Consider the following 16,330-nt stretch of genomic DNA (forward strand, 5'->3'; position numbering starts at 1 on the left):
CCCCTTCCGGTGCGGAGCCAGGCACCCCGCCCCGGCGAGCGTAACCGAGCGGCGGCGGCCGACCCCCGTACCGTGTCCGCGGCCGGTGCGATCATGGGGCCATGTCTGTTCGGGTGCTGGCCATCGGCAAGAAGCATGAGGCGTGGGTCGTCGACGGGATCGACCGCTACGAGCGTCGCCTCAAGAAGCCCTACGACCTCTCGTGGCGTCTGCTGCCGCACTCCGCGCGGCAGGAGGAGGCGGCGCGCACGGAGGAGTCGGACCGGATCCTGGGCGCGGTCGGCGCGGACGAGCACCTGATCCTGCTGGACGAGCGGGGGACGGCGTTCGACTCGCCGGGTCTGGCGCGGCACCTGCAGAGCCGGTTCGACGTCGGCGCCCCGGTGACGATGGTGATCGGAGGCGCGTACGGGGTGGACGCCCGGGTCCACGCCCGCGCGGACCGCGTCTGGTCCCTGTCCCCGCTCGTCTTCCCGCACCAGCTCGTGCGGCTGATCCTGGCGGAGCAGGTCTACCGAGCCCAGGAGATCTCCGCCGGCCGACCATACCACCACGCATGAGCGGGCCCGCGGAGACCGCAGCGGGCTCGGCCACGCCCGCGGCCGACGTCGTCCTGGGCCGGTTCACCGAACCCACGCGCGCCTGGTTCACGGGCGCGTTCGAGGCCCCGACGCCGGCCCAGCTCGGCGCGTGGGACGCGATCTCCTCGGGGCGGCACGCGCTGGTGATCGCGCCGACCGGCTCGGGCAAGACCCTCTCCTCCTTCCTCTGGGCGCTCGACTCGTTCGTGCGCGAGCCCGCCGCCGAGGGGACGGCGGCCACCCGCGTCCTCTACGTCTCGCCGCTGAAGGCGCTCGGCGTGGATGTGGAGCGGAACCTGCGGGCCCCGCTGGTGGGCATCAGGCAGACCGCCGCGCACCAGGGCAGGCCCGTGCCGCGCGTGCGGGTGGGTGTGCGCTCCGGGGACACCCCGGCGGCCGAGCGGCGGCGCCTGCAGCAGGATCCGCCGGACATCCTCATCACCACGCCCGAGTCGCTGTACCTCATGCTCACCTCGCAGGCCCGAGCGGCGCTGGCCGGGGTCCGCACGGTGATCGTGGACGAGGTGCACGCCGTGGCCGGGACCAAGCGCGGCGCCCACCTGGCCGTCTCCCTCGAGCGCCTGGACGCCCTGCTGGACACGCCGGTGCAGCGGATCGGCCTGTCCGCCACGGTCGAGCCGGCCGCCGAGGTGGCCCGGTTCCTCGGCGGCACGCAGCCGGTGACGGTGGTGCGGCCCGCCTCGGCCAAGCGCTGGGACCTGACGGTCACGGTGCCGGTGCCGGACCTGACGGACCTCTCCTCCCCCGCCGCAGCCCACGACCTGGGGCCCGGCTCCTCGACGGGCGGGCTCGGCGACGAGGGCGCGGTGACGGGCGGGTCCATCTGGCCGCACGTCGAGGAGCGGATCGTGGACCTGGTGGCCGAGCGGCGTTCCACGCTCGTGTTCGCCAACTCCCGGCGCCTGGCCGAGCGCCTCACCGGTCGGCTCAACGAGATCTGGGAGGCCCGCGCCGAGGCGGCCGCCGCGGCCGAGCACCCGGACGCCGTCCCCGGCTTCCGCACACCGGACCCGACCGGCTTCCACGGCCCCGCCCAGGTGGCCGGGCAGACCGGCACCGGATCGGGCACCGTCTCCGACTTCGCCCGCGCCCACCACGGCTCCGTGTCCAAGGAGCAGCGCGCCATCGTCGAGGAGGCGCTGAAGACCGGCCAGATCCGCTGCGTCGTGGCCACGAGCTCGCTCGAGCTGGGCATCGACATGGGCGCGGTGGACCAGGTGATCCAGGTCGAGTCGCCGCCCTCGGTGGCCTCCGGTCTGCAGCGCGTGGGCCGCGCCGGCCACCAGGTGGGTGAGGTCTCCCGCGGCGTGTTCTTCCCCAAGCACCGGGGCGACCTCGTGGACACCGCCGTCGTGGCCGAGCGCATGACGGCCGGGCGCATCGAGTCGCTGCGGATCCCCGCCAACCCGCTGGACATCCTCGCCCAGCACACCGTGGCCGCCGTCGCCGTCGCGGACCTGGACGCGCAGGAGTGGTTCGACCTCGTGCGCCGGTCCGCGCCGTTCGCCACGCTGCCGTTCTCCGCCTACGAGTCCGTGCTCGACCTGCTGGCCGGCCGCTACCCCTCGGACGAGTTCGCCGAGCTGCGCCCGCGCATCCTGTGGGACCGGGAGAACGGCACGCTCGCCGCCCGCCCCGGCGCCCAGCGCCTCGCGGTCACCTCGGGCGGCACCATCCCGGACCGCGGCCTGTTCGGGGTGTTCCTGGCCTCCGACGGCGGCGCGGACGGCACCCCCGGCGGCGCGGCGGCCGGGGACACGGCCGAGTCGGCGGGCTCCGCGTCCGCGGGCTCGGCCCGCTCCGGCGGGCGCCGGGTCGGCGAGCTCGACGAGGAGATGGTCTACGAGTCCCGCGTGGGGGACGTCATCCTGCTGGGCGCCACGAGCTGGCGCATCGTGGACATCACCGCGGACCGCGTCCTGGTGCTGCCCGCCTACGGGCAGCCCGGCAAGCTCCCGTTCTGGCGGGGCGACGCCGCGGGCCGGCCGGCGGAGCTGGGCGACGCCGTCGGGCGCTTCCGCCGCGAGCTGGACGCGGACCCCGAGGCCGGCCGCACCCGCCTGGCCGCCGCGGGCCTGGACCCGTGGGCGCAGGACAACCTGCTGGCCTACCTGAAGGACCAGCGCGAGGCCACCGGGGTGCTGCCCACCGAGCAGACGCTCGTGGTGGAGCGGTTCACGGACGAGCTCGGCGACTGGCGCGTGGTGCTGCACTCCCCCTACGGCATGGCGGTGCACGCCCCGTGGGCGCTCGCGGTGGGGGCGCGGCTGGCGCAGCGGTACGGGCTGGAGACCGGCTCGGGCGCGGCGATGGCGGCCGACGACGGGATCGTGCTGCGCATCCCCCTGATGGACGCGGAGCCGCCGGGCGCGGAGCTGTTCGAGTTCACGGCCGAGGAGCTGGGTGAAATCGTCACGGCGGAGGTCGGCGGGTCCGCGCTGTTCGCCGCCCGGTTCCGGGAGAACGCGGCCCGGTCCCTGCTGCTGCCGCGCCGTGACCCCGGGCGGCGGACCCCCCTGTGGCAGCAGCGGCAGCGGTCCGCGCAGCTGCTGGACGTGGCGCGGAAGCACCCGCGGTTCCCCGTGATCCTGGAGACCGTGCGCGAGGTGCTCCAGGACGTCTACGACCTCCCTGCGCTCAAGGAGCTCGCGGGGCGGGTGTCCTCGCGGGCCGTCCGGCTCGTGGAGGTCACGACGACGGCGCCCTCGCCGTTCAGCCAGTCCATCCTGTTCGGCTACATCGCCCAGTTCATCTACGAGGGCGACTCCCCGCTGGCCGAGCGCCGCGCCGCCGCGCTCTCCCTCGACCCGGCGCTGCTGTCCGAGCTGCTGGGCACGGAGGAGCTGCGCGAGCTGCTCGACGCCGGGGTCATCGCGGAGGTCGAGGCCCAGCTGCAGCGGCTCGCACCCGACCGGCGCGCCCGCGGGGCCGAGGGCGTGGCGGACCTGCTGCGCCTGCTGGGGCCGCTGTCCGTGGCCGAGGCCGCGCGGCGCACACGGGCCGAAGGGGAGACGGAGGAGGCCGCGGACGAGGCCGCCGTCGCCGGGATGCTGGCGGAGCTCGAGCGCGCCGGCCGCGCGTTCCGCCTGCGCCAGGACGGGGTCGAGCGGTTCGCCGCCGTCGAGGACGCCGCCCGCCTGCGGGACGCGCTCGGCACGCCGATCCCGCACGGAGTGCCCACCGCGTTCCTCGACCCGGTCGACGACCCGCTCGGGGACCTCGTGGGCCGCTACGCCCGCACCCACGGCCCCTTCACCGCCGCCGAGGCGGGGGCCGCGCTGGGGCTGGGGGGCGCCGTCGTGCTGTCGGTGCTGCAGCGCCTGGCCACCGAGCGCCGCGTGAGCACGGGCGCGTTCCGGCCGGAGGGCACCCCCGGAGCCGCCGGCCTGGACGCCGAGTGGTGCGACGCCGAGGTGCTGCGGCGGATCCGCATGCGCTCCCTCGCCGCGCTGCGCGCCGAGGTCGAGCCGGTGGACCAGGCCGCGTACGCCCGGTTCCTCGCCGACTGGCAGCACCTGCGGCCGCGGACGGGGCGCGACGGGGCCTGGCGGCCGCCGGCCACGCTCGAGGGCGTGGACGGGGTGGCCACCGTCCTGGACCAGCTGGCCGGCACGCCCCTGCCCGCGAGCGCGTGGGAGTCCCTCGTGCTGCCCGCCCGCGTGCGGGACTACGCCCCCGCCCTGCTCGACGAGCTGCTGGCCACGGGCGAGTACGTGTGGTCGGGCGTCGGGGAGGCCACCGGCAACGACGGCTGGGTGGCCCTGCACCCCGCCGACGCCGTGGACCTCACGCTGCGCCTGCCCGAGCCCACCGAGGAGACGCCCGCCGACGCCGCCCTGCGCGCGGCCGTGCTCGAGGTGCTCGCCGGCGGCGGGGCCTGGTTCTTCCCCCAGCTCGTGGAGCGGGTGCGGGCGGTGCAGGCGGCGGCCGGCGACGGCGGCACGGGGGCTGCGGGCGGGGCGGTCGGGCCCGACCCGCACCGCGGCCCGGCCGACCTGGCCCGCGGACCCGCGGTGCTGGGCGCGCTGTGGGGCCTGGTGTGGGACGGCCGGGTCGGCAACGACACGTTCGCCCCCGTCCGCGGCCTGCTCTCGCTCGGCAAGACCGCGCACCGCACCGGCCGGCAGATGCCGCGGGCCCGCACCGCGCGGACGGGCGGGGCCGCGGGGGCGGCGGCCGGGCGCGGACTCGGCGGGCGGCTGGCCGGGGTGCGCGGGCGTGGCCGGTACGCGGGGCTCACCTCGTCCGAGGACGGCGCCCGGGGCTCGGCCGGTCTCACGGCGGGGACCGTCGGGCTCTCGGCCGCCGAGCAGGCCCGCTCGGCCGGCCGCTGGTCCCTGCTGCCGGCCGCCGAGCAGGACCCCACGATCCGCGCCCACGCCACCGCCGAGCTGCTGCTGGACCGGTACGGCGTGATCACGCGCGGCTCCGTGGTGGCCGAGGAGGTCCCCGGCGGGTTCGCGGGGCAGTACCGTCTGCTCACCCGGATGGAGGACGCGGGACAGGTGCGCCGCGGCCACTTCGTCGACGGGCTGGGCGGCGCACAGTTCTCCACCGGCGCCGTCGTGGATCGGCTGCGCGGGTTCCAGCGGGACGAGGAGGACGCCGCCGTCGACGCCGCCCCGCTCGCCCTCGCCCTGGCCGCGACGGATCCGGCGAACCCCTACGGCGCCGCGCTGGACTGGCCGTCCGTGCCGGCCGGGCCGGACGGCGTCGTGCCCACGGGCCACCGCCCGGGCCGGAAGGCGGGCGCCGTCGTCGTGCTGATCTCGGGGCGGCTGGCCCTCTACATGGAGCGCGGCGGGCGCACGCTGCTCGCGTTCACGGAGGAGCCGGGCGAGCTGCGGGCCGCGGCGGAGGCGCTCGTGTGGGCATTGCGCACCGGCCGGACCGAGCGGCTGAGCCTGGAGAAGGTCAACGGCGGGCCCGTCCTCGGCACGCCGCTGGCCGCGGCGCTGCTGGCCGCGGGGTTCTACTCGAGCCCGTCGGGGATCCGGTTCCGGAACTGAGAGCCCGTGTCCGTCCGTCCGTCCGCAACGCGGGTTGAGTTGTCGCGGGTCCCGCCGTCGAACACCCGCGACAACTCAACCCACGTTGCCCGGGGTGGCCCTGTCGCGGCGACGGGTCCCGGGGGTAGGTTCGGCCCATGAGCATCGACGCCGCCCCGCCCGAGGACGTGGGCACCGCCCCCACGGGCACGTCCCCCGCCCCCGAGGCCCTCGAGGACTCCCTGCCGCACCCCTCGGACCCCTCCGTCACCCCGTTCCTCCTGTTCGAGGGCGACGCCGGTGCGGCCATGGACGCCTACCTCACCGCGTTCGTGGAGCACCTGCCGGTCACCGAGGTCCGCCGCGACCTCTTCGACGACTCCTCCCCGCGCGGCGCCGCATGGGCGGGCAAGGTCCTGCACGGCGAGCTCGAGATCGCCGGCCAACGGCTGCGGTTCTTCGACTCCTTCACCCCGCACGGGTTCACGTTCACCCCGGCCATCAGCCTGTTCGTCGAGCTGCCGGACGCCACCGCGGTCGACGCCATCCACGACGCGCTCCTCGCCGGCGGCGGCCGTGACTACATGCCGCCCGACGACTACGGCTTCTCCCGCCGCTTCGCGTGGGTCGGGGACCGCTTCGGCGTGACCTGGCAGCTCAACGCGGCCTGAGCCGGTGACGGCCCGTGCCTGAAGGCGACTCCCTCGTCCGCGTCGCGCACCGGCTCCGCCCCGTGCTCGAGGGCCGGGTCCTGACGCACGCGGATCTGCGCGTGCCCCGCCACGCCACCGCGGACCTGACCGGCTGGACGGTGGCCGAGGTCCTGCCGCGCGCCAAGTACCTGCTGATGCGGCTGACCCCGCCCACGGATCGCCCCGGGGCCCGGCCGCTCACGCTGATCTCGCACCTGAAGATGGAGGGGCGCTGGCTCGTCTCCGCCGTCGACGCGCGGTGGGGCGCCCCCGCCTGGCAGGTGCGGGCGGCGCTGGAGACGGCGGAGCACCGCGTGCTCGGCGCCCAGCTGGGCCTGCTCACCCTCGTGCCCACCGCCGACGAGGCCACCGTCCTCGGCCACCTCGGCCCCGACCTGCTGGACCCGGCCTGGGACACGCCCGACGACGGCGCCGCGCTGCTCGCCGAGGGCGTGCGGCGGCTCACGGCCCGGCCCGAGCGGCCGGTCGGCCTGGCCCTGCTCGACCAGCGGCTCGTCTCCGGGATCGGCAACATCTACCGCTGCGAGGCCCTCCTGCTGGCCGGCATCGACCCGCACCGGCCGATCGGTGAGGTCGACGACGTCGCCGGACTCGTGCTGCTCGCCCGGGACCTGCTGCGCGCCAACGTCCCGCCCGCCGCCCCCGCCGCGGGGGCCCGGCGCCGGACCACAGGCGTGCGCCCGAACCCGGCGCGACCCTTCGGGGTCGAGGTGCTGGTTCCGGCCGGTCCGTCACCCGGCACGGCACCCGGCCGGACGCCAGGCGCGCGCGGTGGGGGGACGCCGTCGTACTGGGTCTACGGGCACGACCGCACCCCGTGCCTGCGCTGCCGCGGCCCCGTCCACCAGGAGGACTACGGCTCCCCCGAGGACGACGCGCGGCGGCTGTGGTGGTGCCCGCACTGCCAGCGCTGAGCCGGACGCACCCGAACGGTGGCCGCGTGTCGTCCCCGTTCCCTACGCTGAACCCGCCCCGACCCGAGGAGGAGCCATGGCCGACCCGTTCCCGAAGGACCCGGAGGGCGCCGTCGTCGCGCTCGTGCTGGCCGGCGGCACCGGCGGCCGCCTCCTGCCGCTCACCGCGGCCCGCGCCAAGCCGATGGTGCCGCTGGCGGGCCAGTACCGGCTGATCGACGTCGTGCTGTCCAACCTGGCCCACTCGCGCCTGCGGGACGTGTGGGTCGTGGAGCAGTACCGCCCCTTCACGCTCAACCAGCACCTGGCCGGCGGCCGGCCGTGGGATCTCGACGGCACCCGCCACGGCCTGCGGCTCCTGCCTCCCGCGCAGGGCCGCGCCGAGGAGGGCTTCGCCCGCGGCAACGGCCACGCGATCGCCCAGCAGCTGCCGCTGCTGGAGCAGTTCGGCGCCGAGACCGTCGTCGTGCTCTCCGCGGACCACCTGTACCAGCTGGACCTGCGCCCCGTGCTGGCCGAGCACGCCCGCTCCGGCGCCGAGCTCACCGTGGTCACCACCGAGACGGACGAGGACCCCGCGCGCTTCGGCGTCGTGCAGGTGGACGACGACGGCGCCGTGACCGACTACGCCTACAAGCCGGAGGACCCGGCCGGCACGCTCGTGGCCACCGAGGTGTTCGTGTTCGACGTCGCCGCGCTCTCCGAGGTGGTCGGCGACCTCGTGGCGGGCGAGGACGAGGCGGCCACCAAGGACGAGGGCGAGACCGATGAGGACGGCGACCCCGTGGGCTCCTCCCTCGGCGACTACGGGGAGAGCATCATCCCGGCGTTCGTGGCGCGGGGGCGCGTACGGGAGCACCGCCTGGTGGGGTACTGGCGGGACATCGGCACCCTGGACGCGTACGTCCGCGCCCACCGGGAGATCCTCGACGGCACCGGCCTGGACGTCGCCGCCGAGGGCTGGCCGCTGATCACCAACCCCCACCAGGCGCCGCCGGCGTGGGTGGCCCCGGACGCCCGCGTCTCCGGCTCGCTGCTCAGCCCGGGCTGCCGGATCGAGGGCGAGGTGTCGGACAGCGTGGTCGGCCCCGGGGTGGTCGTGGCGGCCGGCGCCACGGTGCGCGGCAGCCTCCTGCTCGGCGACTGCGAGGTCCCCGCGGGCGCGGTGCTGGACACCGTGGTGGTCGACGTCGGCGGGGCGGTCCCGGCGCACGAGGTGACGGGGCGCGCCGCGCCGGCCGAGGAGGTCGTGGTGCTCACCCCGCAGGACCGCGGCCCGGCCGAGGACGAGACCACCGGCTCGGGCCGGCCCGGCCGGTCGGACTGAACGGCGCCGGTCGGACGCAGCCGCGCCGGGCTGGGAGGATGGACCCGTGGCCGTCCCCTCTCCCCTCCCCCCGCGCAACGGCGTCAACGCCACGCGCCTGCGCCTGCCCGCCGCCGGCTGGCCCACCGCGCAGGACTACGTGCTCCACCGGTTCGGTCACGTGGACCCGGACGGCATCCGCGCGCGCTTCGCCCGCGGCGAGGTCGTGGCGGCGGACGGCACCGCACTGACGCCGGCGACGCCGCTCGGCGTGCATGACGACCTCTGGTACTACCGGGACGTCCCCGACGAGGCCCCGCTGCCCGTGACGCACACGCTCCTGCACCGCGACGAGCACCTCGTGGTCATCCACAAGCCGCACTTCCTGCCCACCACCCCGGGCGGCCGCTTCGTCCAGGAGACGGCGCTGGTGCGGCTGCGCAACGAGCTCGGCCTCGATGACCTCGTCCCCCTGCACCGGCTCGACCGGGCGACGGCCGGCGTCGTGATGTTCTCCGCGAACCCGGCCACCCGCGGCGCCTACCACCTGCTGTTCGAGCGGCGTGCCGTGGCCAAGACCTACGAGGCCGTGGCGCTCCTGCCGGACGCCCCCGACGACGGCGCCCGCCGCCCCGGTGCCCCGGCCGACCCCGTCCTGGGGCGGTTCCCGCTGACCGTGCGCAGCCGGATCCGCAAGGACAAGGGGGTCCTGCGCTCTGTGGTGGAGGAGATCCCACCGGCCGCGTCGGGACGCCGCGCGGGCGCGCCGGTGCGGACCCGGCGGGCGAACCGGCCCCACGCCGGGGCGAACGCGGAGTCCCGGGTGGAGCTGCTGGGCGTCGGCGTCTCCGCCGGGACCCTGGCGGGGCGGCGCGTGGCGCACCTGCGACTCACCCCGCGCACGGGCCGCACCCACCAGCTGCGCATCCACCTGGCCGCCCTGGGCCTGGGCATCGCGTTCGACCCGTTCTACCCGGACCTGCTGGACCTCGCCCCGGACGACGTCACACGGCCCCTGCAGCTGCTCTCCCGGTCGCTGCGCTTCACGGACCCGGTGACGGGTGAGGAGCGGGAGTTCACCTCCCCCGCCGAGCTGCAGGAGCGACCGCGGTGACGGGCGGGGACCCGGCCGGCCTGCTGGACGCGCTCGGAGCGTGGTTCCACCCGCTCACCGCGCTGCTCGTGGCCCTGGACGCCCCGATCCCGCCCGTCCCGTCGGAGGTGGTGGTCATCGGCTCGGGCGCGCTCGCGGCGGAGGGCCGGGTCTCCCCCGTGGCCGCGGTGCTGGCGGCGTGGCTGGGCTGCTGGGCCGGGGACGTCGGCCTCTACGCGCTGTTCCGCCACGGCCTCGCCGACCGCCTGGACCGCTGGGCGTGGTGGCGGCGGATCCACCGGGGGATCCGGACTCTGCTGGTGCGGGTGGGCCCGGCGGGCAGCCTGGCGGGGCTGTCCGTGCTGCGGTTCGTCTCGGGCGGACGGACGGCGTCGATGGCGGCGGCCGGGATCGGCGGGATCCGCTGGCCCGTGTTCCTGTGGCTGTCCGGGGCGGGCTCGCTCGCGTGGTCCGGGTCCATGGTGGGGCTCGGCTGGATCACCGGCCGGGCCACCGGCCTGCCGTGGTGGGCGTCCGCGGTGGTCGGCATGGTGTTCGGTACCCTTGCAGGGTTGATGATCGCGGGGATCATGGCCCACCGTCGCCGGGGCCGGAAGGGGTGAGCATGCAGGACGCGTCCTCCGAGTCCCGCGCCGCCCTCGAGCGCCTCCGGGACGCCTCGGCGCCCCGTCCCGACGACGACGCGCCGCGTGCCCCCGCCGCGCGCCCCCGCCGCGCCATGGCCGCGCCCGGGGAGATCTCCCGCCGCGATCTGCGCCGTCACGAGCGCGCCCTGCGCTCGGGCCGACCCGAGACCGCCGCCGAGCGCCGCGTGCGCGAGGACCGCCGCGCGGATGTGCACCGCGCCATGGACCGCCTGCGCACTCCGGGCGCTCCCGCCCAGCAGCGCCCACGCCGCGACCTCAGCGAGATCCTGGACCGCCTCGGCAGCCCGGACCTCGCCCGTTTCACCGACCCGCTCGTCGGCACGGTCGAGCGCGTCCTCCCCGCCCCGGGGCGGGACCCGGAGAAGGCCGCGGAGGCCGCACGCCGCCGCACTGCGGCCGAGGAGCGCCGGCGGGCCCGCCTCGACGAGGAGGCCCGCCGGGCCCAGGCCGCGCGGGTGGCCCGCCGCCGCCGCGAGGAGGAGAAGCAGCGCCGTCGGCGTGAAGCCGAGCGGCGCCGTCGGGTGGCGGCCGAGGAGAAGGCACGTGCCGCCGCCGAGGCGGAGGCCCGCCGCCGGGAGCGGGAGGAACGGCGCCGCCGGGAGGCGGAGGTCGCCGCCGAGCGCGCCCGCGTGCAGGCGGAGCGGCGGGCCCGCGAGGAGGCCGCGCTCGCGGAGCGGGAGCGGCTCCGGCTCGAGGCGGAGGCGGAGGCGGAGCGCCGTCGGCAGGCGGCCGAGGCCGAACGCCGTCGCCTCGAGGCCGAACGCGTCGAGGCCGAGCGGCGCCGTCGGGCCGAGGAGGCCGAGCGGCGCCGTCGCGAGGCGGAGGAGGCCGCCCGCCGCGAGGCCGAGCGACGTCGTCGCCAGGCCGCACGCGTCCGCGCCCACACCGTGCTGCACGCCGAACGCGCCCTCGCCCAGGCCCGGCTCCTCGAGGACCGAGCCCGGGAGGCCGAGCGCCGCGCGGCGGAGGACGCCGCCCGCCGCCGCCGCGAGCACGAGGAGCGGGAGTCCCGCGCGCTGGCCCGGGCCGCGCGCGAGCTCGAGGGCCCCGAGGTCTTCCCGGCCGCCGCCGACCGGCCGCTGCTGTCCGACCCGGAGGAGCGGCTCACCGATGAGGAGCTCTTCGCCCGGGCCCGGGTGGCCCTGCCCGAGTGGCGGCGGCGGCAGCGGCTCTCCACGAAGGCGCAGGCCGTCCGGGCCGAGGCCACCGCCCACTCCTCGGCGGGGCCGGTCACGGGCGCCCTGCCCCTGATCCCCGGCTACACCCCCGCGCCGCCCGAGGAGCCGGCCGGCTCACCGACCGCTGCGGACCGACGCGGCCAGGCGCTGCTGACCGTCGTGTGGGCGCTGTTCGTGCTCTCCGGTGCGTGGGGCCTCGGTCTGGCCGGCCGCGTCCCGGGGCTCGCCGCGCTCGACGCCGGCGCCTACCCGCTCACCGCCGACGGCCGACACGGCCCCGGCGCGAGCGTGTTCGGACTGTCCCCGCTGCACCCGGCGATCTGGCCGGTGCTGTGGCTGCTCACCGGGATGTACGTGCTCCGGCAGTGGGGGCCGGGCCAGGGCGCGTCGCCGCGGCACCGCCGCATCCGAGGCGCGGTCGCGGGGACCCTGCTGGCGCTGGCGCTGTGGTTCCCCCTGGCCGTCCTGGCCCCCGGGGGCTTCGACGTCGTCCCGTGGCTGCTCGCCCTGGTCCTCATGCTCCGTGTGGTCCGGCGGCTCGGCGCCCGCCCGGCGGCCCGCCGCGTCGCACGGGTGGCCGAGGACGGCGCGCTCGGCGTGCTGCTGGGCACCCTCCTCGCCGGCGCACCCACCGCGGTGGGCGCCGCCCTCCACGCCTGGGGTGTGCACGTCGACTGGTTCCCGACCGAGCTGCTCGCCCTGCTGGTGCTGGTGGCCCTGCTGCTGGCGGCCCTGCGCCTCGTGCTCGGGGGGCGCGGCCGCATGGGTGTGGCCCTGGGCATGGCCTGGACCCTGCTCTGCCTCGCCCTGCCCCGCCTGCTGCCCAGCCCGCTCGGGGCGCAGCAGAGCGTGTGGGTGGGTCTCGCGGCCGCCTTCGGGGCGCTGCTGCTGGTCACCGCCGCGGCCGTGCGCCGCTCCTGGGCCCGCCAGATCGAGCGCGACGCCGCCCGCCGGCCGCACCCGGCCGGCGCCTGAGCCCGGCCCCGTTCAGCGCCCGAGCCCAGCGGGCACCGGGACCCACCGGCCGCCGTCGCGCCGGAGCACGTCCAGCCGGCCCGTCACGGCGACGCCGGACACCGCCTCCGCCATCCGCCGCGCCACCTCGGCGGCCTCGGCGTCCTCGCCGGCCCGGTGCGAGCCGGGCACCGTGAAGCGCAGCACGATCCGCGGGACGCGCGCGACGACCTCGATGTCCTTGGCCGCGAGCACGTGCGTGGCCTGGACGGCGGCCTCGGCCAGGTCCATGACCTCTTCGGGTCGGTGGCCGGGCAGGAGGTCGCCGATCTGCAGGCGGGCGCGGTAGGAGGGCATGGGCCCAGGGTAGGGGTGGACGCAGCAGCGGTGACGACTTCTCTCGTCGCGCGGGCCGGCCCGCCCTTCCGCCCGCGGCGGACGCGAGCCCTCCCGTGTCCGGACCCGCTCGTAGGGTGGGGTGCATGACTCAGACCGCCACCCCGCAGACCGACGCCCCCGCCGTGCCCGCGATCTTCGAACCGATCGAGATCAACGGCGTGCGCGTGCGCAACCGCCTGATCCTGCCGCCGATGTGCCAGTACTCGTGCGAGGCGCGCGACGGCGTCCCCCACGGCTGGCACTTCCAGCACCTGGGCGCCCGCGCGGCCGGCGGCTTCGGGATCGTGGTGGCCGAGGCCACCGCCGTCACCCCCGAGGGACGCATCTCCGCGTGGGACACCGGCCTGTGGAACGACGAGCAGCGGGACGCGTGGGCGCCGATCGCCGAGTTCATCGCCTCCCAGGGCGCCCTGCCCGCCATCCAGCTCGGCCACGCCGGCGCCAAGGCCTCGACCGTCCCCATGCACCCGGGCGCGCCCGCCGGGCAGCCGATCCTCGAGGGCCCCGACTCCTGGGAGACCCTCTCCCCCTCCGGCGTGGCCACCAACTCCATGGAGATCCGCACCCACGCGATGCGGGTGGACGAGATCCGGGAGACCGTCCAGGCCTTCGCCGACGCCGCCGAGCGCGCCGACCGTGCCGGCTTCGGCGCCGTGCAGCTGCACGCCGCCCACGGCTACCTCATCCACCAGTTCCTCTCGCCGCTGACCAACACCCGGACCGACGAGTACGGCGGGGACTTCGAGGGCCGCACCCGCTTCCTCAAGGAGGTCGTGGCGGCCGTGCGCGAGGTGTGGCCCGCGGACAAGGTCCTCGGCATCCGCATCTCCGGCTCGGACTGGGTCGAGGGCGGCTGGAGCATCGAGGAGACCGTCCGCCTGGCGCAGGAGCTGCAGGGGCAGGTGCACTGGTTCGACCTGTCCTCCGCGGGCATCGGGGACACCTACGAGGGCCCTCAGGGCCCGGGCTATCAGGTGCCGCTGGCCACCGCCGTGAAGGAGGGCACCGAGGGGATCGTGGTGTCCGCCGTCGGCTCGCTGACCGGCGCCGAGGAGGTCGCGGCCGTGGTGGACGAGGACCGCGCCGACGCCGTCTGTGTGGGTCGCGCCGCCCTGGCGAACCCGAACTGGCCGACCGCGGCCGCCCTCGCCCTCGACGTCCCCTCGGAGCAGGTGCCGATGGCCCGGCAGTACTTCCGCGCCAAGTGGTGAGCGGAACACGCGGGACCCGGTGTGCCCCCGGCGCGGAACTCCGGTAGAACAGAACCATGAGCGTGCGCACCCCCGACCCGAATCCGGGCTGGCTGTCCGACGAGGACCTCTACGAGGCCCGGCGTCGGCTGCCCATGGTGTATGTGGAGGCCATCCCGGTGCGGCTGGACTCCCTCGGCTACGTCACCGAGATCGGCCTGCTCTACGTGGCGGACGAGACCGGCACGTTCCAGCGGACGTTCGTCTCCGGCCGCGTCCAGTACCGGGAGACCATCCGCGCCGCGCTGATGCGCCACCTGGAGAAGGACCTCGGCCCGCTCGCGTTCCCGCAGCTGCCGCCGTCGGTGGTCCCCTGCACCGTCGCCGAGTACTTCCCGGCGCCGTCCGAGACCGGGCTGACGGACGACCGCCAGCACGCCGTGGCCCTGGTCTACGTGGTGCCGGTGACGGGTGAGTGCCAGCCGCGCCAGAACGCGCTCGAGCTGACCTGGCTCACCCCCGAGGAGGCCCTCGGCGAGGACATCCAGGCCGAGTTCATCGGTGGCCGCGGGGACCTGGTGCGCCAGGCCCTCGCCCACGTGGGATGGGGGCGCTGAGCATGGCACCGGTCGTCGGCGGCTACCTCCGCCATCTGAAGTCCCAGGACGTGCAGCCCGGGGACAGCTTCCTGACCCGCCGCGGCGAGCCCGCCCCGCCCGTGGCCTCGACCCGGGTGATGCGGGACGACTTCGGCACCCCCGCGCTCGTGATCGCCACCCTCGAGGGCGGCCGGGAGGTCAAGATCGCCCACGGCTCCGTGATCCGGGTCCGCACGGACCGCCCGGAGGAGCGCAGGGCCGTCCCGGACACCACCTTCTCCCCCGTGGACGCGGGGTCCCCCGAGGAGCGGATCGTCGCCGTCGGCAAGCGCCACCTCGAGGACACCGAGCTGACCGCCACCGCGGCCCGGCTCTCGCACGGGTTGAACCTGCGCTCCGGCTCCCAGCTGGAGGACGTGTTCGGCATGGCCGAGCGGCTCTACCTGCTGCACGAGGACACCGAGGGCACGCTCGCCACCCTGGGCCTGCTGACGAACCTGCCGTGGGACGGGGCCGTGGGGCGGTGGAAGTCCATCCAGGCCGCGCTGTCCCTGGCGTCGCTGATCCTGCGCGAGGAGGGCGAGCACATCGCCGCCGCCAACCTCGGTCGGCGCCTGCTCGAGGCGGACGAGGTCCCCTCCGAGCCAGGCCGGGCGGCCCGGGTGCTCGAGGTGCGCCAGCGACAGCTCAACGAGCCGCCGCTCTACGACCGGGAGATCTCCCGCGCCCTGCAGGCCCGCGACGCCGAGGCCGAGTATCAGTGGCGCCGCGCCCGGTTCGACCAGCTGCTGTACCTGCGCGCCCGCGGCGGCTCGGAGACGCTCACGGACGCGGACCTGGATTCCCGGATCGCCCGTGAGCTCGGCACGCTGCGCACCCTCGCCGACGAGCTCGAGGCGAAGGCCGCCACGCGCCGGTAAGGCCCAGCCGCGGGACGGGCGTCGGGGGCCGGCCCCGTCCCCGGTGACACGCCCGTCGGGGTCCGCTTCGTGTGGCGCACCTCACTTTCCAGCGCCCGTCGGGGCTATGCTCCCGGCATGACCGGCTCCGCACCCGCCCAGCTCCGCCCCCTCCGCGCCACGGACGCGCCCGCCGTCCTGGCGGCCTTCCACGCGGGCACCGTCGGCATGGCCGATCCCGCAGAGGTCACCGACGACGCCTCCGCCCGCGCCTACGTCGACGGACTGGTCCAGGCGGAGGGGACGGACGCCGTCGCCGTGGTGGGGCGCGGGACGGACACGCTGATCGGCCTGGTCGCCGTCGTGCGCGACGAGGCGCACGGCACCGGCGCGCTCACCGCCTGGCTGCATCAGGGCTGGCGCGGGGACGCGATCATGTCGCGCGCGGCGACCACCGTGACGGACGCCGAGCTGGCCGAGGGCGGCCTCGAGCGGATCGAACTGGCCCACCGGGCGGACAGCCCGACGGCGGGGGCCGTCGCCCGGGCCGCCGGGCTCCGTCACGAAGGCACGCAGCGCGGCCGCCTCCGCGCGGGCGGGCGGCGGCTCGACGTGCACCTCTACGGCCGGCTGGCCGCGGACCCGCTGCCCGAGGAACGCGTCCGTCCCCTGCCGTGGGCCTCCGACGCCCGCCCCTGGGCCGACCGCTGACCGCGACCCGCCCCCGACGACGCCCCGCGACGCCGTCACGCCCTCCCGGCCCGATGCCCCGCTAGTTGTTGTGGGTCATGAGGTTCTTGGCACGAGGGCCGGACTGAGATGAGACG

At 76.8% G+C, this 16,330-nt stretch carries 13 protein-coding genes; 12 read left to right on the forward strand and 1 reads right to left on the reverse strand.

Annotated elements, in window-relative coordinates:
• The first annotated feature begins 101 nt into the window (after positions 1-101).
• The 8 genes from NR072_RS05745 to NR072_RS05780 all read left to right on the forward strand — a co-directional run bounded on the left by NR072_RS05745 (position 102) and on the right by NR072_RS05780 (position 12,437).
• Positions 102-560 carry a 23S rRNA (pseudouridine(1915)-N(3))-methyltransferase RlmH gene (locus tag NR072_RS05745; RefSeq protein WP_174232859.1) on the forward strand — a complete coding sequence of 153 codons (459 nt, stop codon included), beginning with the start codon at positions 102-104 and terminating at the stop codon, positions 558-560.
• On the forward strand, positions 557-5,611 hold the full coding sequence (locus tag NR072_RS05750; protein ID WP_256836459.1) for an ATP-dependent helicase: 5,055 nt from the start codon (positions 557-559) through the stop codon (positions 5,609-5,611). The genes NR072_RS05745 and NR072_RS05750 overlap by 4 nt, the downstream gene beginning before the upstream one ends.
• Positions 5,612-5,748: 137 nt before the next feature.
• On the forward strand, positions 5,749-6,261 hold the full coding sequence (locus NR072_RS05755; RefSeq protein WP_256836460.1) for a VOC family protein: 513 nt from the start codon (positions 5,749-5,751) through the stop codon (positions 6,259-6,261).
• A gap of 14 nt (positions 6,262-6,275) precedes the next feature.
• A complete protein-coding gene (locus NR072_RS11560) occupies positions 6,276-7,217 on the forward strand; it encodes a DNA-formamidopyrimidine glycosylase family protein (protein WP_256836461.1) in 942 nt (313 codons plus the stop codon).
• 76 nt (positions 7,218-7,293) lie between these two features.
• Positions 7,294-8,544, forward strand: a complete 1,251-nt coding sequence (locus NR072_RS05765; protein ID WP_256836462.1) for a glucose-1-phosphate adenylyltransferase family protein — start codon at positions 7,294-7,296, stop codon at positions 8,542-8,544.
• A gap of 46 nt (positions 8,545-8,590) precedes the next feature.
• A complete protein-coding gene (locus NR072_RS05770; protein WP_098471172.1) occupies positions 8,591-9,637 on the forward strand; it encodes a pseudouridine synthase in 1,047 nt (348 codons plus the stop codon).
• Positions 9,634-10,239, forward strand: a complete 606-nt coding sequence (locus NR072_RS05775; RefSeq protein WP_065572909.1) for a DedA family protein — start codon at positions 9,634-9,636, stop codon at positions 10,237-10,239. Before NR072_RS05770 ends, NR072_RS05775 begins: the two co-directional genes overlap by 4 nt.
• Positions 10,240-10,241: 2 nt before the next feature.
• Positions 10,242-12,437 (forward strand): hypothetical protein, encoded by a 2,196-nt coding sequence (locus NR072_RS05780; RefSeq protein WP_256836467.1) that lies wholly within the window; start codon positions 10,242-10,244, stop codon positions 12,435-12,437.
• Positions 12,438-12,449: 12 nt separating this feature from the next.
• Here NR072_RS05780 and NR072_RS05785 read toward each other — a convergent pair whose 3' ends face one another.
• Positions 12,450-12,773: a hypothetical protein gene (locus tag NR072_RS05785; protein WP_036339857.1), complete on the reverse strand. Its 324-nt coding sequence runs from the start codon at positions 12,771-12,773 to the stop codon at positions 12,450-12,452.
• Positions 12,774-12,898: 125 nt separating this feature from the next.
• On the opposite strand from NR072_RS05785, the gene NR072_RS05790 reads away from it, so the two are divergent.
• The 4 genes from NR072_RS05790 to NR072_RS05805 all read left to right on the forward strand — a co-directional run bounded on the left by NR072_RS05790 (position 12,899) and on the right by NR072_RS05805 (position 16,214).
• Positions 12,899-14,026 carry an NADH:flavin oxidoreductase/NADH oxidase gene (locus NR072_RS05790; protein WP_036339859.1) on the forward strand — a complete coding sequence of 376 codons (1,128 nt, stop codon included), beginning with the start codon at positions 12,899-12,901 and terminating at the stop codon, positions 14,024-14,026.
• Positions 14,027-14,082: 56 nt separating this feature from the next.
• A complete protein-coding gene (locus tag NR072_RS05795) occupies positions 14,083-14,622 on the forward strand; it encodes an NUDIX hydrolase family protein (protein ID WP_036316089.1) in 540 nt (179 codons plus the stop codon).
• 2 nt (positions 14,623-14,624) lie between these two features.
• The gene (locus tag NR072_RS05800; RefSeq protein ID WP_225941407.1) at positions 14,625-15,524 is read left to right on the forward strand and encodes a DUF6707 family protein; all 900 of its coding nucleotides are present in this window, start codon (positions 14,625-14,627) and stop codon (positions 15,522-15,524) included.
• A 117-nt stretch (positions 15,525-15,641) separates the two neighbouring features.
• Positions 15,642-16,214: a GNAT family N-acetyltransferase gene (locus NR072_RS05805; protein WP_256836470.1), complete on the forward strand. Its 573-nt coding sequence runs from the start codon at positions 15,642-15,644 to the stop codon at positions 16,212-16,214.
• Positions 16,215-16,330: the final 116 nt, after the last annotated feature.

It is taken from the genome of Micrococcus sp. Mcc89 (assembly GCF_024519795.1).
Taxonomy (GTDB): domain Bacteria; phylum Actinomycetota; class Actinomycetes; order Actinomycetales; family Micrococcaceae; genus Micrococcus; species Micrococcus luteus.